The organism is Vibrio cyclitrophicus (assembly GCF_024347435.1).
Classification (GTDB): Bacteria; Pseudomonadota; Gammaproteobacteria; order Enterobacterales; family Vibrionaceae; genus Vibrio; species Vibrio cyclitrophicus.
The window spans coordinates 658,763-681,696 of sequence record NZ_AP025480.1 but is presented as its reverse complement, the minus strand read 5'-3'; the positions used below and the strand labels follow the sequence as shown (position 1 = coordinate 681,696).

General features: G+C 43.9%; 20 protein-coding genes and 1 pseudogene. 5 read left to right on the top strand and 16 right to left on the bottom strand.

The annotated features are described in order from the left end of the window. Nucleotide 1: 1 nt before the first annotated feature. Nucleotides 2-208, bottom strand: a complete 207-nt coding sequence (locus OCW38_RS03220; RefSeq protein WP_010436235.1) for a DUF1127 domain-containing protein — start codon at nt 206-208, stop codon at nt 2-4. A 103-nt stretch (nt 209-311) separates the two neighbouring features. Between OCW38_RS03220 and OCW38_RS03215 the strand changes: the two are divergent. Continuing rightward, nucleotides 312-794: pseudogene (locus OCW38_RS03215) on the top strand (LysR family transcriptional regulator); the annotation flags it as partial. A gap of 175 nt (nt 795-969) precedes the next feature. Then, a complete protein-coding gene (locus tag OCW38_RS03210; protein WP_017106559.1) occupies nt 970-1,182 on the top strand; it encodes a VF530 family protein in 213 nt (70 codons plus the stop codon). A gap of 144 nt (nt 1,183-1,326) precedes the next feature. Here OCW38_RS03210 and fusA read toward each other — a convergent pair whose 3' ends face one another. Further along, complete coding sequence (gene fusA, locus OCW38_RS03205) at nt 1,327-3,414, bottom strand: elongation factor G (RefSeq protein WP_248372585.1); 2,088 nt, start codon at nt 3,412-3,414, stop codon at nt 1,327-1,329. Nucleotides 3,415-3,648: 234 nt separating this feature from the next. Next, nucleotides 3,649-5,028: a DNA repair protein RadA gene (gene radA, locus OCW38_RS03200; RefSeq protein WP_010436213.1), complete on the bottom strand. Its 1,380-nt coding sequence runs from the start codon at nt 5,026-5,028 to the stop codon at nt 3,649-3,651. A 161-nt stretch (nt 5,029-5,189) separates the two neighbouring features. On the opposite strand from radA, the gene OCW38_RS03195 reads away from it, so the two are divergent. Then, complete coding sequence (locus OCW38_RS03195) at nt 5,190-7,538, top strand: PilZ domain-containing protein (protein WP_010436212.1); 2,349 nt, start codon at nt 5,190-5,192, stop codon at nt 7,536-7,538. A gap of 106 nt (nt 7,539-7,644) precedes the next feature. On the opposite strand, the gene serB is transcribed toward OCW38_RS03195, so the two are convergent. Then, complete coding sequence (serB, locus tag OCW38_RS03190; protein WP_010436210.1) at nt 7,645-8,625, bottom strand: phosphoserine phosphatase; 981 nt, start codon at nt 8,623-8,625, stop codon at nt 7,645-7,647. A 108-nt stretch (nt 8,626-8,733) separates the two neighbouring features. On the opposite strand from serB, the gene OCW38_RS03185 reads away from it, so the two are divergent. Then, complete coding sequence (locus OCW38_RS03185; protein ID WP_010436208.1) at nt 8,734-9,345, top strand: YtjB family periplasmic protein; 612 nt, start codon at nt 8,734-8,736, stop codon at nt 9,343-9,345. Between the two features lie 127 nt (nt 9,346-9,472). Here OCW38_RS03185 and deoD read toward each other — a convergent pair whose 3' ends face one another. The 12 genes from deoD to ubiT form a co-directional block, all read right to left on the bottom strand. Then, nucleotides 9,473-10,192 carry a purine-nucleoside phosphorylase gene (deoD, locus tag OCW38_RS03180; RefSeq protein WP_010436206.1) on the bottom strand — a complete coding sequence of 240 codons (720 nt, stop codon included), beginning with the start codon at nt 10,190-10,192 and terminating at the stop codon, nt 9,473-9,475. Between the two features lie 63 nt (nt 10,193-10,255). Further along, entirely contained in the window at nt 10,256-11,476 is a 1,221-nt protein-coding gene (locus OCW38_RS03175; RefSeq protein WP_016767638.1) for a phosphopentomutase, read from the bottom strand. Nucleotides 11,477-11,552: 76 nt separating this feature from the next. Further along, nucleotides 11,553-12,881 carry a thymidine phosphorylase gene (gene deoA, locus OCW38_RS03170; protein WP_016789356.1) on the bottom strand — a complete coding sequence of 443 codons (1,329 nt, stop codon included), beginning with the start codon at nt 12,879-12,881 and terminating at the stop codon, nt 11,553-11,555. A gap of 110 nt (nt 12,882-12,991) precedes the next feature. Then, entirely contained in the window at nt 12,992-13,768 is a 777-nt protein-coding gene (deoC, locus tag OCW38_RS03165) for a deoxyribose-phosphate aldolase (RefSeq protein WP_010436196.1), read from the bottom strand. Nucleotides 13,769-14,288: 520 nt separating this feature from the next. Further along, the gene (locus tag OCW38_RS03160; protein WP_010436193.1) at nt 14,289-15,551 is read right to left on the bottom strand and encodes a NupC/NupG family nucleoside CNT transporter; all 1,263 of its coding nucleotides are present in this window, start codon (nt 15,549-15,551) and stop codon (nt 14,289-14,291) included. Between the two features lie 204 nt (nt 15,552-15,755). Next, the gene (locus OCW38_RS03155; protein ID WP_391852433.1) at nt 15,756-16,637 is read right to left on the bottom strand and encodes a TatD family hydrolase; all 882 of its coding nucleotides are present in this window, start codon (nt 16,635-16,637) and stop codon (nt 15,756-15,758) included. Continuing rightward, nucleotides 16,612-16,722: a DUF5363 domain-containing protein gene (locus OCW38_RS03150; RefSeq protein ID WP_261895058.1), complete on the bottom strand. Its 111-nt coding sequence runs from the start codon at nt 16,720-16,722 to the stop codon at nt 16,612-16,614. Before OCW38_RS03150 ends, OCW38_RS03155 begins: the two co-directional genes overlap by 26 nt. Nucleotides 16,723-16,826: 104 nt before the next feature. Then, entirely contained in the window at nt 16,827-18,407 is a 1,581-nt protein-coding gene (gene prfC / locus OCW38_RS03145) for a peptide chain release factor 3 (RefSeq protein ID WP_010436189.1), read from the bottom strand. A 172-nt stretch (nt 18,408-18,579) separates the two neighbouring features. Continuing rightward, a complete protein-coding gene (gene rimI, locus OCW38_RS03140) occupies nt 18,580-19,035 on the bottom strand; it encodes a ribosomal protein S18-alanine N-acetyltransferase (RefSeq protein ID WP_010436187.1) in 456 nt (151 codons plus the stop codon). Continuing rightward, nucleotides 19,028-19,426 (bottom strand): DNA polymerase III subunit psi, encoded by a 399-nt coding sequence (locus OCW38_RS03135; RefSeq protein ID WP_010436184.1) that lies wholly within the window; start codon nt 19,424-19,426, stop codon nt 19,028-19,030. The genes rimI and OCW38_RS03135 overlap by 8 nt, the downstream gene beginning before the upstream one ends. Before the next feature lie 159 nt (nt 19,427-19,585). Then, complete coding sequence (locus tag OCW38_RS03130; protein WP_010436181.1) at nt 19,586-20,089, bottom strand: GNAT family N-acetyltransferase; 504 nt, start codon at nt 20,087-20,089, stop codon at nt 19,586-19,588. Then, nucleotides 20,073-20,600 (bottom strand): ubiquinone anaerobic biosynthesis accessory factor UbiT, encoded by a 528-nt coding sequence (gene ubiT, locus OCW38_RS03125; RefSeq protein ID WP_022570642.1) that lies wholly within the window; start codon nt 20,598-20,600, stop codon nt 20,073-20,075. Before ubiT ends, OCW38_RS03130 begins: the two co-directional genes overlap by 17 nt. Before the next feature lie 258 nt (nt 20,601-20,858). Here ubiT and OCW38_RS03120 point away from each other — a divergent pair, with 258 nt between their 5' ends. Further along, nucleotides 20,859-22,898 (top strand): sensor domain-containing protein, encoded by a 2,040-nt coding sequence (locus OCW38_RS03120; RefSeq protein ID WP_261895054.1) that lies wholly within the window; start codon nt 20,859-20,861, stop codon nt 22,896-22,898. Nucleotides 22,899-22,934: the final 36 nt, after the last annotated feature.

Here is a 22,934-nt window from a genome sequence, read left to right as displayed (position 1 = left end):
ATCACTCCCAAAATGACTTTCTCACCTCTTCATTAGCCTGACCTCGGGTAATACCAACATCTTCAAGTAAATGATCTGACAGTTCAGCTAGGTGCTTTCTCGTTCTACGGTTCTGAAAATAAAGTCTAAATTTAGAATAGAATTCCTTAACTGATAATGATGAAAACAATGCTTGATGACGATTTGTTCTCGCAGTTATCGTGTTCATAACCTTTCTCCTATTGATTCACCGCTTTGTTATGGTCAATAATCGACCAACAACACACTCGCGACAAACGATAGGTACTGGCATTCAGTTAAGGAAAACTAATGTGAGAGAGCGAACCCCACCTTTCCAAGGGATCTACTATTTTTATACTGCAGCTGAAACAGGCAGTTTTAAACTCGCGGCTGAAAAGCTGTTTGTCACGGCAGCTGCCGTCAGCCAACAAATTCGTCAACTTGAAGAGTGGTTAGGTGCAGACTTGTTTATTCGTCAGCACCGAAAAATAGTATTAACCCATGAAGGCGAAATACTGTACCTGCAAGCGAAGAAAGGCTTTGACCATATTCAAGATGGAGTAAGACGAATTAACCAAGATCCAAACCCTACTCAGCTGTCGATTTCTACCGTGCCTTCCTTTGCTCAGCATTGGCTAGTACCGAGAATTGGCGACTTTCGCGATCGCCACCCTGATCTATCCATGTTAATTGAGCCGACTAACAAGCTAGTCACGTTTGAAGATTCTAATATCGATATCTGCGTTCGATATGGTCATGGAAATTACCAAAGTATCGAATCACGCTGGTTACTTTAACCGTGAAAAGATAAAACGTTTTGAAGCATGGATGCGAAGCCAGGTTCAGCTATTTGGTTATAAAGGGCGGGAGGAGCTTTCTATTATCGATACCGACTACCAGTTGAAATGGTCGGATAATTCACCTGATTAACCTGATATACTTAGCCCAAATAAATGGCGAGAACATCTCATGACACAAGAAAACAACCCACTTCACGGGATCACCCTACAAAAACTACTGACTGAATTAGTTGAACATTACGGTTGGGAAGAACTGAGTTATATGGTGAATATCAACTGTTTTAAAAAAGATCCGAGTATCAAATCTAGCTTAAAGTTTTTGCGTAAGACAGATTGGGCTCGAACTAAAGTAGAGCAGATCTACATTGATTTGAAACGCTAGTCCCTTCTTCTTAAGCTTTCTCTGTATTTGCTCCGTATCTATTTAGCATGGGGCACACATACCTCTCTCAGTATATTATAAGCAACAAAAAGCCCCGCAAGCTTTCACTTGCGGGGCTTTTTAGCTAATTTAGAAAAGGGCTAATTACTTACCAGCTTCTTTTTCTGCTTTAACTTTTGCAATCACTTCGTCAGCAACGTTAGTTGGACATGGTGCGTATTGTGCGAATTCCATAGAGAATTGGCCACGACCAGAAGTGATAGTACGTAGGTGACCGATATAGCCGAACATCTCAGAAAGAGGTACGTCAGCTTTAATACGAACACCAGTAACGCCAGCTTGTTGATCTTTGATCATGCCACGACGACGGTTAAGGTCACCGATAACATCACCAACGTGATCGTCTGGAGTAAACACGTCAACGTTCATGATAGGCTCAAGAAGTTGCGCGCCAGCTTTAGGCATAGATTGACGGAATGCACCTTTCGCTGCGATTTCAAATGCGATTGCAGATGAATCGACTGCGTGGAAACCACCATCGAAAAGTTCAACTTCAACGTCTAGCGTAGGGAAGCCAGCTAGTACGCCGTTTTCCATCATAGATGCGAAGCCTTTCTCAACTGCAGGCCAGAATTCTTTAGGAACGTTACCGCCCACAACTACAGAGTTGAACTTGAAGCCAGAACCTGCTTCGCCTGGTTTGATACGGTAATCGATCTTACCGAATTGACCAGAACCACCAGATTGCTTCTTGTGCGTGTAGCTATCTTCAATTGCTTGAGTGATAGTTTCACGGTAAGCAACTTGAGGAGCACCTACAGTTAGGTCAACGCCGTATGTACGCTTAAGGATATCTACCTTGATGTCTAGGTGAAGTTCACCCATACCTTTCAGGATAGTTTCGCCAGTCTCTTCGTCAGTCTCAACTTGGAAAGATGGATCTTCTGCAACCATTTTACCGATCGCGATACCCATTTTCTCAGAACCGCCTTTATCTTTTGGAGATACAGCGATTGAGATTACTGGAGTTGGGAATACCATTGGCTCAAGCGTTACTTGATCTTTAGGATCACATAGAGTGTGACCAGTTTGCACGTTCTTCATACCAACGATCGCAATGATGTCACCAGCTTGTGCGCTAGTTAGTTCGTTACGGTCATCAGCTTGCATCTCAACCATACGGCCAACACGTTCTGTTTTGCCAGTGAATGAGTTAAGAATCGTGTCACCTTTGTTCAGTTTACCAGAGTAAATACGAACGAAAGTTAGAGCACCGAAGCGGTCATCCATGATTTTGAATGCAAGCGCTTTGAATGTTTCATCTGTAGAAACGATAGCGTGTTCGCCAGTTTCTTCGCCGTTCTCATCCATTAGAGGCTGAGGATCAACTTCAGTTGGTGCTGGTAGGTAATCTACTACAGCATCAAGGATAAGTTGCATACCTTTGTTCTTGAACGCAGAACCACAGAACGTTGGGAAGAATGCGATATCACGAGTACCTTTACGGATACAACGCTTGATGTCTTCGATAGAAGGCTCTTCACCTTCCATGTAAGCTTCCATTAGGTCATCGTCTTGCTCTACAGCAGTTTCGATTAGCTCTTCACGGTATTGCTCAACGTCATCAACCATGTCCGCAGGAACGTCAGTGATTTCGTAGTTTTCAGGAAGACCAGTGTCATCCCAAACGTATGCTTTACGGCTTAGTAGGTCTACAACACCAACGAATTCGTCTTCACGACCGATTGGTAGAACCATAACTAGAGGAGTAGCACCTAGAACGTTTTTAACTTGGTCAACAACGTTGTAGAAATCTGCACCCATACGGTCTAGTTTGTTAACGAAGATCAGACGAGATACTTCTGATTCGTTAGCGTAGCGCCAGTTAGTTTCTGATTGAGGTTCAACACCACCAGAACCACAGAATACACCGATACCGCCATCAAGAACTTTAAGAGAACGGTATACTTCAACTGTGAAGTCAACGTGTCCAGGAGTATCGATAACGTTTAGACGGTGATCGTTCCAAAAACAGCTTACAGCTGCTGATTGGATAGTAATACCGCGCTCAGCTTCCTGTTCCATGAAGTCAGTCGTTGATTCGCCATCATGTACTTCACCAGTCTTGTGGATTTGACCAGTTAGCTTAAGGATACGCTCAGTGGTAGTTGTTTTACCCGCATCAACGTGCGCGAAAATACCAATGTTTCTGTATTTCGATAAATCTGCCATTGTCTTACTCTGTTAATAGGATATAAAATGCGCGCAGAGTATATCACAATCTGTGAAGACTGATAGCTTTGCATGCATTTGGGACTAAAAAACTTTGCCTTTTTCTAACATATAGAAAAAGGCAATCTATGGAAACAATCTAAGTGACTGTTTAGTTTAGTGCTAACTTAGGGCGAATATCATGCTCAAGTTAGACTGAATTTCTGCTGTATAGAGTAGCTGAAGTGAGCTCAATTACAACTCATCAAAAGCATTAATTGCTTCCGATAATTTTTTCACGCCGTGGATCTGCATTCCAGGAATGCCACCTTTAGGCATGTTTGCTGCCGGTACAATCGCTTTCTTAAAGCCGTGTTTAAATGCCTCATTTAGACGCTCTTGCCCACTCGGTACCGGTCGAATCTCACCCGCTAGGCCTACTTCTCCAAATACCACCACATCTTTTGGCAATGCGCGATCTCTGAAACTTGAAAGTAGAGCCATCACCAACGCAAGATCAGCACTGGTTTCGGTTACTTTAACACCACCGACGACATTCACAAACACATCTTGGTCAGCCATTTGTAAGCCGCCGTGTTTATGCAGCACCGCTAATAACAACGAAAGCCTGTTTTGCTCTAGGCCGACAGCGACACGACGTGGGTTTGCCAGCTGCGAATAGTCCACCAGCGCTTGGATTTCAACAAGAAGTGGACGCGTCCCTTCCCAAACCACCATCACGGAACTGCCTGAGGTTTCTTCTTCACCGCGAGACAAGAAAATAGCCGATGGATTGCTGACTTCTTTCAGGCCTTGGCCTGTCATTGCAAACACACCCAACTCATTAACCGCACCAAAACGGTTTTTGTGGCTACGTAGCGTTCTAAAGCGGCTATCGGTTCCGCCATCTAACAGCACGGAACAGTCAATAATGTGTTCAAGTACCTTGGGGCCAGCCAGAGTACCGTCTTTAGTTACGTGTCCCACTAAGAACACAGCAACGTTGTTTTGTTTCGCATAGCGCGTTAATGCCGTTGCTGACTCACGAACTTGAGCAACACTGCCTGGCGATGACTGAACATCAGCGACATGCATAACTTGGATCGAGTCGATAACCATGATCTTAGGCTGCTCTTTTTCAGCGACCTGACAGATTTTATCGACGTTGGTTTCAGAGAGCATTTTTAAGTGCTCTTTTGGTAAGCCCAATCGAGACGCTCGCATCGCTACCTGCTGTAAGGATTCTTCCCCAGTGACATAGAGAGTCGGTAATTGCGAAGAAAGCTGACACATGGTCTGCAGTAACAGGGTTGATTTACCTGCACCGGGATTACCACCGATCAGAATCGCAGCGCCAGGAACGACGCCACCACCGAGTACGCGATCGAGTTCTTTGAAACCACTGCTAAAACGTGGCACTTCTTGTAGATTAATTTCAGATAATGTCTGAACGCTCGATTCTGTTACAGAACCAGCATAACCAGATAATCTTTCATTGCGCGCTACCTGAGGTGAAGCGGCTAACCTAACTTCTGTAATCGTGTTCCAAGCACCACATGCGTTGCACTGCCCTTGCCAACGTGGAAAGTCAGCGCCACAGTCATTACACACATAAGCTCGTTTTGCCTTAGCCATAAAACCTCAATAATTTGCTTGGTAACTGGTAAATGTTACTATTTTGTGACCTTGTTGACCGTACGCATTAAAATAAACGTTGCAGTCATACCACTTATACTTAAAGATCGATTGAAACTAGCCGATAACATCAATGCACCGTCCATTCTAACAAGAAAAATATGCAGCAATCTGAAATTCTATCTGTAGCAGAACGACTTATCCCGGCTTACCACGCCGAAGATTTCGAATTCCTTCTTTCACAAATGACAGAAGGCGAATCGCCGTCTCTAAAGCTACTCGTTAAAATGGAACTGAATCGTATCATGGCTCCGTGTACAAAGAGCATTGATTTACGCGGGCGTATTGATAATGAATGTCGCCAGTTCACGCTAGACGGCCGTAAACACTGGCTTGATGACATCGCTTTGAATGCTTACCAACGCGGCACTAAAAAGTTTAAAGGTTACACAGAGGGCACGTGGGAGTTGGTAATGACACCACGAACTCAGCCACTTCGCAGTGTTGTTAATATCTCCTCTCAAAATAAACATGACATCACCAATGCGAATAGTCCATATGAAGCAGAAGCGATTAACTTGGGCTACGATTTAAAACGTCAAGAAAACAGACTCAAGATCAGTTCACAGGTTGAAGTGACAACATCTAAAGGTCAAAGCCTACATGGTGTGACAGTTGATATATCTCCGTCAGGCGCAAAATTCAAAGTACCAAGCACCTTTCGATACAATCTTGGTGAAATCATTAGTGTTAAATTCACAGAGTTGGTTGAGAAATCTCTAGAGATCGATGTTAACAAAGCCATTGAATTCCGTGTTTTGGGCATTGATGAATCTTATGAAAACAATGCTGTCAAATTTTTAAGAACCATCAAAGTAAGCGACAACAATATTTTAGCTCGCTTACTCGATGAATCTTTAAATAGTTCAAGTAAAAAAACCAGCCATGAGAACCAAGATAGGGTTATTCGAACTCGTACCCGAGGTATCGAACACACCTACTTAAAACACACCTGTAACCTTCCCCTATTTTTCAGTGGTAGCGAACTAAAACTGGCTCTGCTCACGGATAACAATCATCCATTGTGGCAATACTGGCACGACGAACGAAACCAGCAAGCTTTGGGTACCTTATTCAACGAACAAAGAATGAACTTGCTGGCCAAGCCAGGAGTAAAGGGAACCAGTAACGTTATCTACTCTTTTACTCACGAGCATCAAAATAAGACTTTATTCTACTCGATGATGCTACCGGAGGCCTCTCGCGAACAACGACAACTGTTCTGGCACATCGGTGGTAAGCGTAAAAGCTGGAAAGCGTTCAAGTTCTCTGTCTTTGAGCTATCAGAGACTGAGCGACAATCTTTAGCTAAGCACTCGGATACGCTCGCTCAAAGCTCAGAGCAACTGACGCATTGCGGTATATTGCAAGAGATCGGCGATCACGAAAGCGCTGCGGATTACCTACTGAGTGAAAAACCTCGCATTCCAAGCAGTGAACTGAACCGTTTCCGTCACCCACGTACCGTTGTTGGAAATATTCAAAGTATCTACTTTGACTCTCAAACTCGTCGTAAAGAACCGAGATACAAATTTAAATCTCCTTTGCAACTGGCCTCACAAGATGGCACAACAGCGAATGGACACACTTTGGATATCTCGAAACGTGGACTCAGTATTACTCTTGAGCATCCAATGGTACTCAAGACTAGTGACTCTGTATTAGTGAACTTTAATGAGCTTCAACTCTATGACAAAAATTTGCCATTAAGCACAGTTCCATACCACGTTATTCGAGTAAGTCCTAACGGTCGCAACGTACAATTAGTGATCGAAGAAAACGCGAAGACTATGCGAACCATCGCATTCCTTAACGGGCTTATCGATCAAAACCAAAGCAAACTGATTAAGAAAAAAGAGATTCTACCAACGCATTCGTTGCTTGAATCACTGCACAACATTTTGCTGAGCAAGATGGTGAGCAGTCCAATATTCATTGATAAACCAAGCTCAACACTGCGCTGTAAGATCATTGGTGTGAATTTCCCATTGAATAAGCATCTAGCCTTGCTCGCAAAGCTTGGACACAATCAAAAGTTCTCACTCGAACCTATTTTCAAAGGGCACTCTAACTCGCTACTGGCTGAGCCACTAAAAAGGATTGAAGGGGCAGAACCTAAACACCATGACGTCTACATTGCTGCGGTTAAGTTTGGTGACAAGATCCAATCCGTACATACGAAACTGGTCAAAGATTTCACGTCTGCAAAAGAGCGAATCTTATTCATTAAGAAGGCACAGCACTTAGGTGACGTATACGTATTGCGAGTCACGACAGCTCCCATCTTTAATCCACTCACCAGTTTATTCCAATCGGATTTAGAAGAACTTGCACGAATCAGCATGCACCAGGCGAAGAAATTAGAAAATGAGGTCACCGCTTTTATCGGTTATGGTGAGATAGAAGATATTACCGATGAAGTATTGATCCGATTAGAGTTAACACGTTAAACACTGACGTTACACTTAATTTAAAAATCAAAAAGCAGGCGGAAAGCCTGCTTTTTTTGTATCTACTCTGCTATTGCCAAAAACGACCAATAGCGCTGAGAAAGCCCTAAGGTTTGGCTTGCCAGCTAATCTTTTGCTGCTTAGCTAATACACCCGACAAGATACAAAGCACACCACCTAAACCTGCGTAACGCACTGCGGTTTGAGCTTGCTGCTCTACCTTGGGTTTTGCATGGTAAGCTATCCCTAAGCCCGCAGAGCCCATCATCACCAAGTCGTTAGCACCATCACCCACAGCAACCGTGTTATGCAGTTCAAGTTCATACTCTTCCGCTAGCTCAACTAAGATATCCGCTTTAGTCTGCGCCGAAACAACATCACCTAAAACTTCACCCGTCAACTTACCATTAACGATTTCGAGGGTGTTTGACTGAGCGTGGTGAAGATCAAGTGTATCTTTTAGGTAATCTGAGAAGTAAGTAAAGCCACCGGATGCGATAGCAGTTTTCCAGCCAAGTTTATTGAGCGTATTAACAAGTTCAACAAGGTCTGGCATGAATGGCAGAGATTGACGCACTTGCTCAAGAATCGCTTCATCAGCACCTTTAAGTGCTCCAACCCTCTGGCGAAGGCTCTGTTCAAAATCGAGCTCACCTTGCATTGCGCGCTCTGTAATTTCAGAGACTAACTCCCCCACTCCAGCTAACTTAGCGATCTCATCAATACATTCAATTTGAATCGCTGTGGAGTCCATATCCATCACAATCAAACCTGGCTTAGATAAGTCAGGGACCTCGCTAAGGCAAGCATAATCAAGCTTTAGAGCCTGTAGGATTTCTTCATGTAGCGGCGTTAAATTTCCAGACATCAATGCCACTTCGTATTTGCCCACTTTCCAAGTATCTAGAATAGTGTTGTAAGTGCCAGTAAAGAAATCGATGTCATCGAAAGATTGTGGTGATAAGTACTCGCCAAATACGATCCAATTGGCTTTAGCTTTAGCGAGTTGAGAAGCGAAACGAGTCTCGGGAAGTCGAGTTAATAATGTCGTATGCCTTTTAATCGGCAGATATTTCTGAGCGTCCATGTGTATGATTCCTAATTAACTATGCTAAACGTTAACCTATTGCAATTTGAAAACGCAAGTCTCAATATGTCTTAATCATAACATTTGTTATTTCAGGCTTCGTTAAACATGAATGAATCATTGTTCTCAATACGTAACGCTTTACGAATGTTAGCCCTCATTTTGTTGGCTACCATGTTCGTCGTGACGATTAAAAATACGGTCGTGATCAGTAAAGGCAACGAGAAAATCCAAGCAAAACAACTAGAGACACTAACCAAGGTTCTTATCTCTCAGGCATCACTTTCTGCTAGTAAGATGATCACGCAACAAGACCAAGAACGACTGCTTGAACTCACTAATCAGCTGTCTCAAGATCGACTGGTATTCGATACCACCATCTACGATGCAGAGGGTATTCGACTGGCATCGAGCGAAAAAGCACTCTCGGTACGCGAAGTTCTTGGCTTAGACACGCCACTTTCAACAGCAAGTATCGGCAGGCAGCAGTTAGTCGAACCTATCTACTCACCAGAAAAAACGATCATCGGTTTTATTCGTGTGACGTTTGAAACGGGGAAAATGACGGCGATTTCTGATCACCACTATCGAAAAAGCGATCGTTATATGATCGGTATGGTCTTAATGGGCTTCGTCAGTGGTGTGCTGTTCATTATGCTGATTCGCAGAAGACAAACGAAATCTGGCGAGAACTTACTGCTTAAGAATGTAAGCTCTTAACGGCTTAAAGGGATCCAATAAAAAGCCCCGACGCTCAGGCAGCGACGGGGCTTTTTGTTATCTAGTGTCTAAACAAATCATTGAGAATAACGACTAACGCTACATTGGCCCTTAAGCCACCAAAGATTTACTCTTGGTCACCAAGAAGCACAGAATCCAGTGCAATTATCATCATGTCGTTGAAAGTTGTTTGACGTTCGTCTGATGTCGTTTGCTCACCCGTTTTGATGTGATCAGAAACAGTACAAATAGTCAGAGCTTTTGCGCCGTATTCAGCACATACGCCATAGATACCCGCCGCTTCCATCTCTACGCCGACGATGCCGTACTTGTCCATAACTTCGAACATTTCAGGGTCTGGCGTATAGAACAGCTCAGCCGAGAATAGGTTGCCCACTTTTACGTCGACACCGCGAGCTTTGGCTGCATCTTCTGCCGCGCGCACCATTTTGTAATCTGCGATAGCCGCGAAGTCATGACCTTTAAAGCGAATACGGTTCACTTTTGAGTCGGTACACGCGCCCATGCCAATCACCACATCACGCACCTTGATATCTTCACTCACTGCACCACAACTGCCGACACGAATGATCTTTTTCACACCAAAGTCTTTGATCAGCTCAGTCGCGTAGATAGAACAAGATGGAATGCCCATACCGTGCCCCATGACTGACACCTTACGACCTTTGTAAGTACCGGTGTAACCAAACATATTACGAACATCACACACCTGAACCACTTCTTCTAAGAAGGTTTCAGCAATGTATTTAGCGCGTAGCGGATCGCCTGGCATTAGAACTACGTCAGCGAAATCACCCATTTCAGCATTAATATGTGGAGTAGCCATTGAAAATATCCTTAATCTCAAAACAAAAAAGAAGAGAGAGATTTCCCTCTCTCTAGCTAACTATTATAAAAAGCTTGTACCGTATCCCATTGGCGATGTGCCAAAGTATGACGCTAAGCTTTGACCGATATCAGCGAAAGTATCACGACGGCCTAGAGAGCCTGCTGGAACCTTGTTACCGTAAACGATCACTGGGATATGTTCACGAGTATGGTCTGAACCCGGCCACGTTGGGTCACAACCGTGGTCTGCCGTTAGGATAAGTACGTCATCTTCTTTCATCATATCGATGATTTCATTGATGCGACCATCGAAGTACTCAAGTGCCGCTGCGTAACCTGCAACATCACGACGGTGGCCGTATGCTGAGTCGAAATCAACGAAGTTAGTGAACACGATAGTGTTGTCGCCCGCTTCAGTGATCGCTTCTTTGGTTGCTTCAAATAGCGCTGGAATACCTGTTGCTTTAGTTTTCTGAGTGATACCACAACCTGCGTAGATATCAGAGATCTTACCGATTGAGTGAACGTTGCCGCCCTTCTCATCAACAAGTTTCTGAAGGATAGTTGCCGCTGGCGGCTCCACAGAAAGATCGCGACGGTTACCAGTACGTTCAAATTGACCTTTACCCGCACCAATAAACGGACGAGCGATAACACGACCAATGTTGTAGTCAGCTAGCTCTTCACGAGCGACCTGACAAAGGTCTAATAGGTTTTGTAGGCCGAATGTCTCTTCATGACAAGCGATCTGGAAGACAGAGTCTGCAGAAGTGTAGAAGATTGGCAAGCCAGACTTCATGTGCTCTTCACCCAGATTATCTAGGATTTCCGTACCCGATGAGTGGCAGTTTCCTAAGAATCCAGACAAACCAGCACGCTCAAGAATTCGGTCAGTCAGTTCCTTTGGAAAGCTGTTCTCTTTGTCGGTGAAGTAGCCCCAGTCAAACAATACCGGTACACCTGCGATTTCCCAGTGACCTGATGGCGTATCTTTACCAGAAGACAGCTCAGCTGCGTGACCGTACGCGCCAATGATCTCTGCGTCTGCATCCATACCAGGAGCAAAGCGACCTGTAGACTCTTTGTGAGCCATCGCTAAACCTAGCTTAGACAGGTTTGGCAGCGTTAGTGGACCTTTACGATCCGCGTTGTCTGCAAGGCCTTGATCACAATGGTCAGCAATGTGACCCATTGTATCCGAACCTACATCGCCAAATGTATCTGCATCCGCTGTTTCACCGATACCGAATGAATCTAAAACTAAAATAAATGCTCTTTTCATTTTCTTCACCAACTTATTGCTCTTTGCACCAGAACTCTGTTTATCGGTATACGCGATGTATACCGATACCTGTTATTTACACGTCTTCAGAACGAATCTGACGGTAAACGTCTGGCGTTGCTGTATATTCTCCGCCCACAGTGATTGCATGTTGTAATGCCGTCGCAGCTTCTTGCCACTGTTGTTCATTGCGAGCATGAATCATTGCTAATGGTTTATCGTCGCTTGCTACTTCGCCAAGGCGAATGAAGCTATCAAAACCGACTGCGTAATCAATGCTGTCTGTTGCTACGCGGCGACCACCGCCCATACCAACGACAGCCATACCAATTGCACGCGTATCCATCGCTGATACTACACCGCTTTCGAGTGCGTACACTGGTTTAACAATTTCTGCTTTTTCTAGGTAGTTATCGTAGTTCGTTACGAAATCTGCAGGACCACCAAGGCCCGCTACCATCTTACCGAAGCATTCTGCTGCTTTACCGTTATCCAGTACTGCCATCAGTTTTTCACGCGCTTCATCGGAATCTTTAGCTAGATTACCCAGCACCAACATTTCCGCACACGACGCTAGTGTGATTTCCAACAAACGTGGATTACGGTATTCACCAGTTAGGAATTGAACCGCTTCACGTACTTCGACTGCGTTACCCGCTGAAGAAGCCAGAACTTGGTTCATATCCGTTAGGATTGCTGTTGTTTTAGTGCCAGCACCGTTTGCTACTGCAACGATAGATTTCGCTAGTTCTTCAGAGGCTTCATACGTAGGCATAAATGCGCCTGAACCTACTTTTACGTCCATCACTAAAGAATCAAGGCCGGCTGCCAGTTTCTTCGAGAGGATTGAAGCTGTGATTAGCGAGATGTTATCTACTGTTGCCGTGATATCACGAGTCGCATAAACGCGCTTATCAGCCGGTGCTAGGTCGCCCGTTTGGCCGATGATCGCCACACCAGCATCTTTGGTTACTGCACCAAATACATCGTTGGTTGGCGTAATATTATAACCAGGGATAGATTCTAATTTATCTAGTGTACCGCCAGTGTGGCCTAAACCACGACCAGAGATCATAGGAACGAAACCGCCACATGCTGCCACCATAGGGCCAAGCATCAGGGAAGTTACGTCACCAACACCACCAGTAGAGTGTTTATCAACGATTGGGCCATCAAAGTTCATGTGACTCCAATCAATCACCATGCCTGAATCACGCATTGCACATGTTAGTGCGATGCGTTCTGGCATCGTCATTTCATTAAAAAAGATAGCCATTGCGAATGCAGCAATCTGGCCTTCAGAAACCGTGTTTTTAGCGACACCTTGGATGAAGAAGTTAATTTCTTCTGTGGTTAGTACTTCGTTATCACGTTTTCTGCGAATAATTTCTTGAGGTAGATACATTAGTGTCTCCCAAACTCTAGTGAGTATGGTGTGTAGGGAAAGAGGTAATATGGAGTGACTTAACGCCACTCCATCAAACAGACTAAATCTTGTTACACCCGATTGGGATATTAGTATGCTGCTGGATCAGCAGTTTGGTCTGTCACTTCTAATGTATTAAGAAGGTTAGTTAGTAGGCTTGAAGCACCAAAACGGTAGTGCATGTTGTCTGCCCACTCAGCGCCTAGTAGCTCATCAGCCATTGCTAGGTATAGTGCTGCATCTTCAGCAGTACGAACGCCACCAGCAGGTTTGAAACCAACTGTTTTAGCAACGCCCATGTCACGAATAACTTCAAGCATCATGCGCGCGTACTCTGGAGTCGCGTTTACTGGCACTTTACCTGTTGAAGTTTTGATGAAGTCTGCACCAGCTTCGATACAGATTTGAGAAGCTTTCTTGATCAGTGCTTCTTCTTTCAGTTCACCTGTTTCGATGATCACTTTAAGCGTGATGTCACCACAAGCAGCTTTACATTGCTTAACTAGCTCAAAGCCAACTTCTTCGTTGCCAGCAATAAGAGCACGGTATGGGAATACTACGTCAACTTCATCTGCGCCGTACGCTACTGCTGCTTTTGTTTCTGCAACAGCAATTTCGATGTCGTCATTACCATGAGGGAAGTTAGTTACAGTCGCAATGCGTACTTCTGGAGTACCTTGCTCACGCAACGCTTTCTTAGCTGCTGGGATAAAGCGAGGGTAAATACAGATTGCAGCTGTGTTGCCTACTGCAGTCTTCGCGTCATGACAAAGCGCCACTACTTTCTCAGTAGTATCGTCGTCATTTAGCGTAGTTAGGTCCATAAGTTTAAGTGCACGTAGAGCTGCTGCTTTTAAATCGCTCATTTCTATCTCCGATCAATATATTCAAATAGTTAACTACTTCGCCCTCCATCCAGTATAGATGGATATTTTAGTAATGCTCAGTAGCCACAAATGAACGGACTTGGTTCCCTGAAGACTTGATAACTTTCGCTATCAATTGCAATCCTTGTCACCGCACAGTACCAGTTTGGTCTATGGCACAACAAATCAGTCATGTTGTGTCTAACATCTATAGCGTATCGCTAAGTTTGGCTTTATCCCAGAAAAATAACGTCGAGTTGATTTCGAGGTTACGTTCTTGCCAACAGAGACATCCTATCCCTTTAGCTTATACATTATAGGTATCCATCAATAAATTGTAGTGCTCCTTAGAACGCAAACGGTTTGTATCTCAAAAAAACATTCTAGACCCAATATCGAATTCAAACACATGTTCATCTTCATGCTTAAAAATGCAGGGCCTAAAAACAAAAAAGCCCCGCAGCAATTTCTTGCTACGGGGCGATATTATTATGGCGTCTATATATCGATTTCTAACGAATTAGAAAGACAGGAAGAAGCCAGCAATTGTTGCTGCCATCAGGTTAGATAGAGTACCAGCAATAACCGCTTTAACACCCATACGAGCGATGTCGTGGCGACGGCTTGGTGCAATACCACCTAGACCACCTAGAAGAATCGCAATTGAAGAAAGGTTTGCGAAACCACATAGAGCGAATGAGATAATTGCTTGAGTCTTAACAGACATCACTTGACCAGTCGCTTCAACGATTTGAGCGTTGTCACCGATGTATGGTACGAAGTTTAAGTATGCAACGAATTCGTTAACAACTGTCTTCTGACCAATGAAAGAACCAGCGATAGTCGCTTCTTCCCATGGTACACCAATGATGAATGCTAGTGGTGCGAATATCCAACCTAGAAGAAGTTCTAGAGTTAGGTTTTCCATACCAAACCAACCACCGATGCCACCTAGGATACCGTTGATTAGAGCAATTAGACCGATGAATGCTAGTAGCATTGCACCAACGTTAAGAGCTAGTTGTAGACCAACTGATGCGCCACCAGCTGCTGCGTCGATAACGTTAGCTGGTTTGTCATCGCCACCGTCCATTTCGTCAGCGATGTTATCGTCTGGCGTATCTGTCTCAGGTTTGATGATTTTAGCGAATAGTAGGCCACCAGGTGCTGCCATGAATGACGCGGCAACTAGGTACTCTAGAGGAACGCCCATAGATGCGTAACCTGCTAGTACACCACCAGCTACAGAAGCCAAACCACCACACATTACTGCGAATAGTTCAGAGTTAGTCATTTTAGGAACAAATGGACGAACAACTAGAGGCGCTTCCGTTTGACCAACGAAGATGTTTGCAGCTGCAGACATAGACTCGGCGCGAGAAGTACCTAGAGCTTTCTGAAGACCACCACCTAGAACTTTGATTACAACCTGCATTACACCAATGTAGTAAAGTACAGAGATAAGTGCAGAGAAGAAAATCAGAGTTGGTAGTACTTGGAAAGCAAAGATGAAACCGATACCGTCAACCGAGAAGTTAACTAGGCTGCCGAATAGGAAACCAGTACCGTCTTTACCGTAGTCGATCACGTTTGCTACACCAGCAGAGAAACCTGCAAGTAGATCGCGACCCCAAGGGATGTAAAGTACGAATGCACCAAGTGCGAATTGGATAGCGAAAGCGCCACCCACTGTTCTTAGATTAATAGCTTTGCGGTTGTCAGATAGTAGTACTGCGATTGCAATCAGTACGACCATACCGACTAGGCTCATAAACAGGCTCATAGTTTATGACTTCCTTATTAGTTATTTATTGGCGTGTTACAAAATGGGGCTATAAAGCGGAGGCAATTATACTCATGCGACCACTAATAAAGTAATGCCGTCCTCACACTTTCGTACAAGATTCATGTACCATTCATACACAAATGTGAACCAAATCACACGCCCAGTGCAATTTACGCAAACGATAAACAAAAACCTTCGATTTTATTCACATATACCGAATGCGCGATGGCTATTCTGCCAAATCTGCGTTGCAACCGATTGCTTTGTCTCTTTTCTAATCAAAAAAAGTTCATTCAATATCGTAACTAAATATTTGGAATGATTAATATTTCCCTGGTTTCCATACGTTGGCATGTCCGGAGAATCGGTTTCCAATACCAAGTATTCTAGGGGCAGTTTAGCGATGGTTGTGCGCGTTTTTTGCGCTCTTGGGTAAGTTATCGTTCCACCGACGCCAATATAGAAACCAAGCTTGATCCACTCCAAAGCCTGCTGTTCACTCCCAGAAAAGCCGTGAATAACACCACCTAAGGTGAATTTGTACTGCTTTATTAGCTCAATAAGGCGGTTGTAAGACTTCCTCTCATGAATGATCAAAGGCAACTCAAATACCTTCGCTAGTTCCATTTGTTGGATGAAAAATCGCTCTTGTTTCTCCCTCTCAACGTCCACAAAAAAGTCGAGTCCACACTCCCCAATAGCAACACATTGGCTCGGTTTTGAGGAGAGTAATTGACGAAGTTCTGAAAACTGAACCTCAGCAGCTTGCTCTAAAAAGTAAGGATGAAATCCTAAAGCGTAATAAATATTGGGGTTAGATTTAGCGATTTTATCGAGTTTCGACCAGTTACTTTGGCCAATAGAAGGAATAAGAATCTTCTCAACTTGTGCCTGTTTTGCTTCTTTAAGGTAGCTATCAATGCTTTGCTCGGGTGCAGATCCCTGATCAATTCCAATATTTTGGCAAAAGACGTCAAAATCCGCATGGCAATGAGTATCAAACAGCGGAGATTCACTTAATGGAGGAGTCATCTTCCCTACTCTCTGTCTGTTTTTCTTAGGGATCACGGCGATAAGCCACACAGCTACGCTTATTTTCAGGTGTTAAGCCAAGATCTTTACACCACATGTCGTATCTTCTAATCCAAACTTTTACCCAACCAAACATATTCACCCTCAAACCTCAGCCTTTAACAAAAATAAAACGCATTAAAAAACGCCTACTGCAGAACAATAGACGTTTTTGATTAGCTCGAATAGATCGCGAAGAAATTAGTGCTCGCGCGTTGCTCGGAATTGAACGTCAGGGAAACGTTCAGAAGCTAGGTTCAAGTTCACCATAGTCGGTGCAATGTAAGACAGGTTGTCACCGCCATCTAACGCGAGGTTAGATTGGTTCTTACGTTTGAATTCTTCTAGTTTCTTAGCGTCATCACACTCAACCCAGCGAGCTGTTGCAACGTTAACGCCTTCGTAGATAGCTTCTACGTTATATTCCGCTTTCAAGCGCGCTACAACCACGTCGAACTGAAGTACACCAACCGCACCAACGATCAAATCATTGTTTTGCATAGGACGGAATACTTGTACTGCGCCCTCTTCTGAAAGCTGAACCAGGCCTTTGAGAAGTTGCTTCTGCTTCAGAGGATCACGTAGACGAATACGACGGAACAACTCAGGCGCGAAGTTTGGAATACCTGCAAACTTCAAGCTTTCGCCTTGAGTAAAGGTATCGCCAATCTGGATTGTGCCATGGTTATGCAGACCAATAATGTCACCAGCGTATGCTTTTTCAGCACGCGCACGGTCGCCCGCCATGAAGGTTACCGCATCCGAAATACTTACGTTCTTACCAGTACGAACATGGTTCATCTTCATGCCTTGGTCGTAAGTACCTGATACGATACGCATGAATGCGATACGGTCACGGTGTTTTGGATCCATGTTTGCTTGGATCTTAAACACGAAACCAGAGAATTTCTCTTCTGTCGCTTCTACATCACGCTCATTCGCTTGGCGCGTTTGAGGTGCAGGAGCCCACTTCGTTAGACCATCAAGCATGTGGTCCACACCAAAGTTACCCAATGCAGTACCGAAGTAAACAGGTGTTAGCTCACCAGCAAGGAACAGTTCATGATCAAACTCCGGACAAGCACCAATAACAAGCTCTAGTTCTTCACGTACGCTTTCCGCAAGATCAGCACCTACCGCTTCATCTAGCTCAGGGTTGTCCAAACCTTTAATGATGCGAACTTCTTGAATCTCATGACCGTGGCCAGATTCGTACAAGATCGTTTCGTCACGGTGAATATGGTAAACACCTTTAAACTCTTTACCACAACCGATTGGCCATGAGATTGGAGCACAGGCCATACCTAGCTCGCTTTCCACTTCATCAAGCACTTCCATCGGGTCACGAACATCACGGTCAAGTTTGTTCATAAACGTTACGATTGGAGTATCACGAAGACGTGTTACTTCCATCAGCTTACGAGTACGGTCTTCGACACCTTTAGCAGCATCGATAACCATCAAACAAGAATCAACCGCTGTTAGCGTACGGTACGTATCTTCCGAGAAATCTTCGTGTCCTGGAGTATCGAGTAGGTTTACTAGGCAATCATTGTATGGGAATTGCATTACAGACGTAGTTACCGAGATACCACGTTCTTTTTCCATCTCCATCCAGTCAGATTTAGCGTGCTGGTTAGAGCCACGGCCTTTTACGGTACCCGCTTTTTGAATCGCGTTTCCGAATAAAAGAACTTTTTCAGTAATCGTGGTTTTACCCGCATCCGGGTGAGAGATAATCGCAAACGTTCTACGTTTGCTCACTTCTTGTTGGAAAGACATAGTCGCCCTTTGCTGATCTAAAGCGTAAAAAGGGCAAGTAGATAATACTTGCCCTTGAATTCTGTGTGCGGATTATACAGAAAGCGTATCACTTTCTAAAGGGTCAGTTTACACCCTATTTTTTGGCTAATTTTATGATTAGCTATCTAGTTAGCGAAAAGACGTAACATGACTAGCTAAAAGACATAAAAAGATAGCTCATAATGATGGCATCTTCGTTGCCTTGTTTAGTTGGATAGTAATTACGACGGCGATCAACTTCGTTGAAGCCTGCCTTTTCGTAAAGATTAAACGCGTTCACATTACTTTCGCGAACTTCCAGCCAAGCGCTTTCAGCATCAGCTTGTTCACATATATCAAGGAAATGTTCAGTTAGTGCCTTACCATAACCTTTGCCTTGCTTGCTTGGGTCTACCGCAATATTAAGCAGCGTCACTTCACCAACAATATTTTGAGCGAAGAAATAGCCCACCACTTGTCCATCAACTTCAAGGACATGATGACAAGCGCCTCGGCTCTCAAGATCCCGGATCATAGTTTCAGACCATGGATGGGAGTGTGCGGCCTGTTCTATCTGCCAAATTGCGTCTAGATGTTGTTGTGAAGTCGGTAAAAATTGATTAGTCATAAGCACAGATTTGTTGCCATAAGTCGCGACGATGTTGGTTATTACCATTAATGTCAGACAGTAATGGAGATTGAAGTGTTTTAGCCTTCAGCTCTTGAGTCGACTCGCAACCAGCAAACCACACCCACTCAACCGCCCCGAAATCCACAGAAGATAGGTGCTGAGGCTGAATATGTAATGCTTGAGATAAGTCGAGCTTGATACTTTTGAGTACTCGCTCAAACATCACAGCAAGATCTTCTTGAGGTTTTTCAGGCGAAACCAACAGTAACTTGCAATCGTTCGAGAGCGAAGTTAATTCAGATTCATAGCCCGCCAAACGCTCTGGGTGGCTAAGCTCCCATTGGCTAATGCCCATCTCTTGCAGGTATTGTGCGTGTGTTTGTGACATATCTAGCGGTGTAACCTTAGGTTGATAGTGGGCGACTTATTAGAGCGGAGTTAAAAACGAGCTCATCAGAGTTGGGCTGATACTAACAAAAAATAAAGGAGCATCAAGCTCCTTTATTTAGTCTAAATCAGTTTGCATCATATTACGTGAGAAATGGACTTATAAGTCGTTGAACTCAGGACTGTAAGCAATCTCACCAGCATGTCCTGCAAGCGCACCTTCAACTAACTCGATAGCTTGAAAGGCTCCCTCAGGCACATCCCAAGTGCAGCTCAAACCAAACTCACTCGCCGCCTTAAAACCAAAACGACCGTAGTAAGCAGGATCACCAAGCACAACGCAGGCTGGGTAACCAAAATCAACCAAAGTAGAGAAAGCATCTTCAACTAATGACTTGGCGATACCTTGATTGCGATATTCTTCTTTCACCGCAAGAGGCGCAAGGCCCTGCCAATTATGATCGTGACCATTTAGGGTTATAGGGCTAAACATCAGATGACCAATCACCTCACCCTCGTCTGAACAGGCCACCAACGATAGTGTTAAATGACTATTCTCACGCAGGCTCATAACTAAATTAGCTTCTGCATCTGTTTCAAAAACAGATTTCAATAAACGATCAATGACAAGTATATCTGCCGGTGCTTCAGTTCGAATAAGCATTCATTACCTCACTTTGTGTATCTGGAGATTGTACCCCCTTCTGCACAAAATCAGCTAATTGATTTAACAAAGTTTTCATAGGTGTCGGTAATAAGTCCAAATCGACGCTATCCATCAAGTTTTTGACTTCTAAACCAAGTTCAGTATCACCTTCAATAGATAACCTACGCTGGAAGAAAAGCGTATCTGGGTCTTCTTTACGGCCAGCAATGAGTACAAGATCGTTAAGATTGCCGCTAAAGCTTACATCTTCATCAACATCTTTATCAGCTACAACTAGTTGCTCATTTTTGTAGCTAATACACCAACTTAACCCCATATCTTTTATTGAGACTTTAAGCCACTTGTCTTCTAAGAACTCAAAGTCACCGTCCTCTAAAGCTTCTTTAAAGACATTTTTCAGAGCTTCCAATAAGGCTCTTTTTTGTACTGTTTTAGGCAATAACTGGACTGGAGATCGCAAAATTGATGCGGCATTTTGAACTAGTTGAGTGCGAATCTTGTTTATCACGTGACTTATCCGTAACTTTGTCAATAATATGGAATGCATCATAAATGATGTTGAGATCTCAGTTACTGTTATGTATCAAATTAACTTCTGTTTGATACTCGACCTTTAATATCCTGAAAATCACAGTTATAGTAACTCAGGTAATGAGAATTACAGCGGATCGCTGCACTCACAGGTAAATATCGATAGTCACACAAAAATTAATAAATATTTATCGATAGTGAATATTCAAGCTCTTGGAGAATTGGTAGTACTTTGATGCCTCCCCAGCAACTACAACATTGGTTTACCCAGCTAACTGCAAACAGTCCGTTCTTTTTTGCAGTACTTGATGCCCAACACAACTATTTTATGGTGAATGAGCGTTACTGCGATATTGCTGGTTTAAGTCAAACCGAGCTTGCTGGGATGAATGACCGCCAAACATTGGGTGAGCAATTCTACCAACATCTTAAGCCGTATTATGAGCGAGCATTCAATGGCGAGGCGATTGAGGCTGAAGTCACTCTCAACGAAACTGACCTCGATACCAGCTTGCACTTTAGCCTCTCCCCTCTAATTAACGGCAAAAAAACCGACTACATCGTCTTTCATGCCTTCGATACCTCAGAAAACCAGGTACTTGTTCGTTCTTTAGAAGAATCCGAAGCAAAATTTCACAAGCTATCTCAACTGCTACCTGATGGGTTACTTCTTGTCGAAAATGATTACATCCTGTCGTCAAACCCGGCCGCAGCAAGGTTACTTGGATTTAACTCGACCACTGAATTGATTGGCGAAGAATTAGGTCGCCTATTTATCGATGAACAAACCAAAACAGTCTTCAACAATAGCCTTAGTTCTATTATTTCAGAGTCTGGTTTAGTTTGCTTAACGGGTGCCCGATGTGGTTTTGAACGTAAGGTTCAATTACATATCGACTCAACTTCTGTCCTTGGTAGTAATACCCAACTTGTCCTGATCCAAGACGCACAAGAAACCACAAAACAATTTACACCCGCTAACAGTGAAGATGCTTACATTGATGCACTGACTAAACTCTATAACCGAGTAGGGTTTACCAAGCGCCTTGAGCAGTTCATTCACAATGAAACTCCAGTTGTGATGCTCTATTTGGACATAGATAATCTCAAGAATATCAATGATTCACTTGGCCATCACATCGGTGACAAAGTGATTAAAGAGGTCGCTTCACGATTAAAACGTTTATTGCCTCGCCAAGCAGTTATTGGCCACTTGGGCGGTGATGAATTTGGTGTAATTCTGCCAGAGCCCGAACACCCTCGAACACCTGAAACGCTCTCTGAGAAGATCATTTCCCTGATCAATCAACCCTTCGATCTTCACCATTTTAGTAAACGCTTAGCCTGCTCTATTGGTAGTGTGAGCTTCCCTCAAGATGGTACAGACGCACGTATCTTGCTGCAAAACGCCGACACAGCTATGTACGAAGCCAAAGATCGTGGTCGTAACCGCCTGATTAAGTTCAACGAACAAATGAACAAAGAAGCGCGTATGCGGCTGTGGCTTGAGATTGAACTGCAGAAAGCACTTCAGCAAAATGGACTTGAGGTTTGGTATCAACCAAAGGTCAATGCCCGTGACTTCACCATCAACGGCGCTGAAGCACTAGTACGTTGGAAGCATCCTGTAGAAGGTTATATTAGCCCTGCGGCATTCATCCCTGTAGCGGAACGTGCTGGTCTTATCGAGCAACTTGGTCGCGTGGTTATGCGTGAAGTATTTGCGACGGTTAAGCGCTGGAAAATGCAAGGTATCCTACCTGGCCGCGTAGCGATCAACCTTTCACCAGAGCAATTCGGCAACCCAAAACTGATTGATTACGTTGAAAAACTACTACGCTCTACAGAATTAGATCCTAGTGCCATTACCTTTGAGCTCACAGAAAGTGCCGTAATGAGTGACAGTGATCACACACTGCAAATGCTGAATGCGATTAAAAAACTAGGCTTTGCTCTGTCTATCGATGATTTTGGTACCGGTTATTCTTCTCTGTCTTACTTGGCTCGCTTCCCAATTGATGAGCTTAAGATAGACCGCGCCTTCATTTCTGATATCGATACACTACCAAAGCAAATCACAGTAATCGAAAACATCATCAACCTTGGTAAATCTCTCGATTTAACTGTGGTTGCGGAAGGTGTCGAAACCAGTGAACAAGCGACGCTACTGTCGAACCTCAACTGTAGCTCCATTCAGGGATTTCATTTCTACCGTCCTCAGCCAAAACAAGATGTTGAAGAGCTATTTGCTCAGAATCGCCGTCACAAAAACTAGTTAAGTGATTCGACTTAATTCTCCCTCATAAGCTAA

What these genes read in the sequence shown, in the direction of transcription:
- OCW38_RS03220 (WP_010436235.1), bottom strand. Translation starts at nt 208, where the DNA reads ATGAACACGATAACTGCGAGAACAAATCGTCATCAAGCATTGTTTTCA.
- OCW38_RS03210 (WP_017106559.1), top strand. Translation starts at nt 970, where the DNA reads ATGACACAAGAAAACAACCCACTTCACGGGATCACCCTACAAAAACTA.
- fusA (WP_248372585.1), bottom strand. Translation starts at nt 3,414, where the DNA reads ATGGCAGATTTATCGAAATACAGAAACATTGGTATTTTCGCGCACGTT.
- radA (WP_010436213.1), bottom strand. Translation starts at nt 5,028, where the DNA reads ATGGCTAAGGCAAAACGAGCTTATGTGTGTAATGACTGTGGCGCTGAC.
- OCW38_RS03195 (WP_010436212.1), top strand. Translation starts at nt 5,190, where the DNA reads ATGCAGCAATCTGAAATTCTATCTGTAGCAGAACGACTTATCCCGGCT.
- serB (WP_010436210.1), bottom strand. Translation starts at nt 8,625, where the DNA reads ATGGACGCTCAGAAATATCTGCCGATTAAAAGGCATACGACATTATTA.
- OCW38_RS03185 (WP_010436208.1), top strand. Translation starts at nt 8,734, where the DNA reads ATGAATGAATCATTGTTCTCAATACGTAACGCTTTACGAATGTTAGCC.
- deoD (WP_010436206.1), bottom strand. Translation starts at nt 10,192, where the DNA reads ATGGCTACTCCACATATTAATGCTGAAATGGGTGATTTCGCTGACGTA.
- OCW38_RS03175 (WP_016767638.1), bottom strand. Translation starts at nt 11,476, where the DNA reads ATGAAAAGAGCATTTATTTTAGTTTTAGATTCATTCGGTATCGGTGAA.
- deoA (WP_016789356.1), bottom strand. Translation starts at nt 12,881, where the DNA reads ATGTATCTACCTCAAGAAATTATTCGCAGAAAACGTGATAACGAAGTA.
- deoC (WP_010436196.1), bottom strand. Translation starts at nt 13,768, where the DNA reads ATGAGCGATTTAAAAGCAGCAGCTCTACGTGCACTTAAACTTATGGAC.
- OCW38_RS03160 (WP_010436193.1), bottom strand. Translation starts at nt 15,551, where the DNA reads ATGAGCCTGTTTATGAGCCTAGTCGGTATGGTCGTACTGATTGCAATC.
- OCW38_RS03150 (WP_261895058.1), bottom strand. Translation starts at nt 16,722, where the DNA reads ATGTTTGGTTGGGTAAAAGTTTGGATTAGAAGATACGACATGTGGTGT.
- prfC (WP_010436189.1), bottom strand. Translation starts at nt 18,407, where the DNA reads ATGTCTTTCCAACAAGAAGTGAGCAAACGTAGAACGTTTGCGATTATC.
- rimI (WP_010436187.1), bottom strand. Translation starts at nt 19,035, where the DNA reads ATGACTAATCAATTTTTACCGACTTCACAACAACATCTAGACGCAATT.
- OCW38_RS03135 (WP_010436184.1), bottom strand. Translation starts at nt 19,426, where the DNA reads ATGTCACAAACACACGCACAATACCTGCAAGAGATGGGCATTAGCCAA.
- OCW38_RS03130 (WP_010436181.1), bottom strand. Translation starts at nt 20,089, where the DNA reads ATGCTTATTCGAACTGAAGCACCGGCAGATATACTTGTCATTGATCGT.
- OCW38_RS03120 (WP_261895054.1), top strand. Translation starts at nt 20,859, where the DNA reads ATGCCTCCCCAGCAACTACAACATTGGTTTACCCAGCTAACTGCAAAC.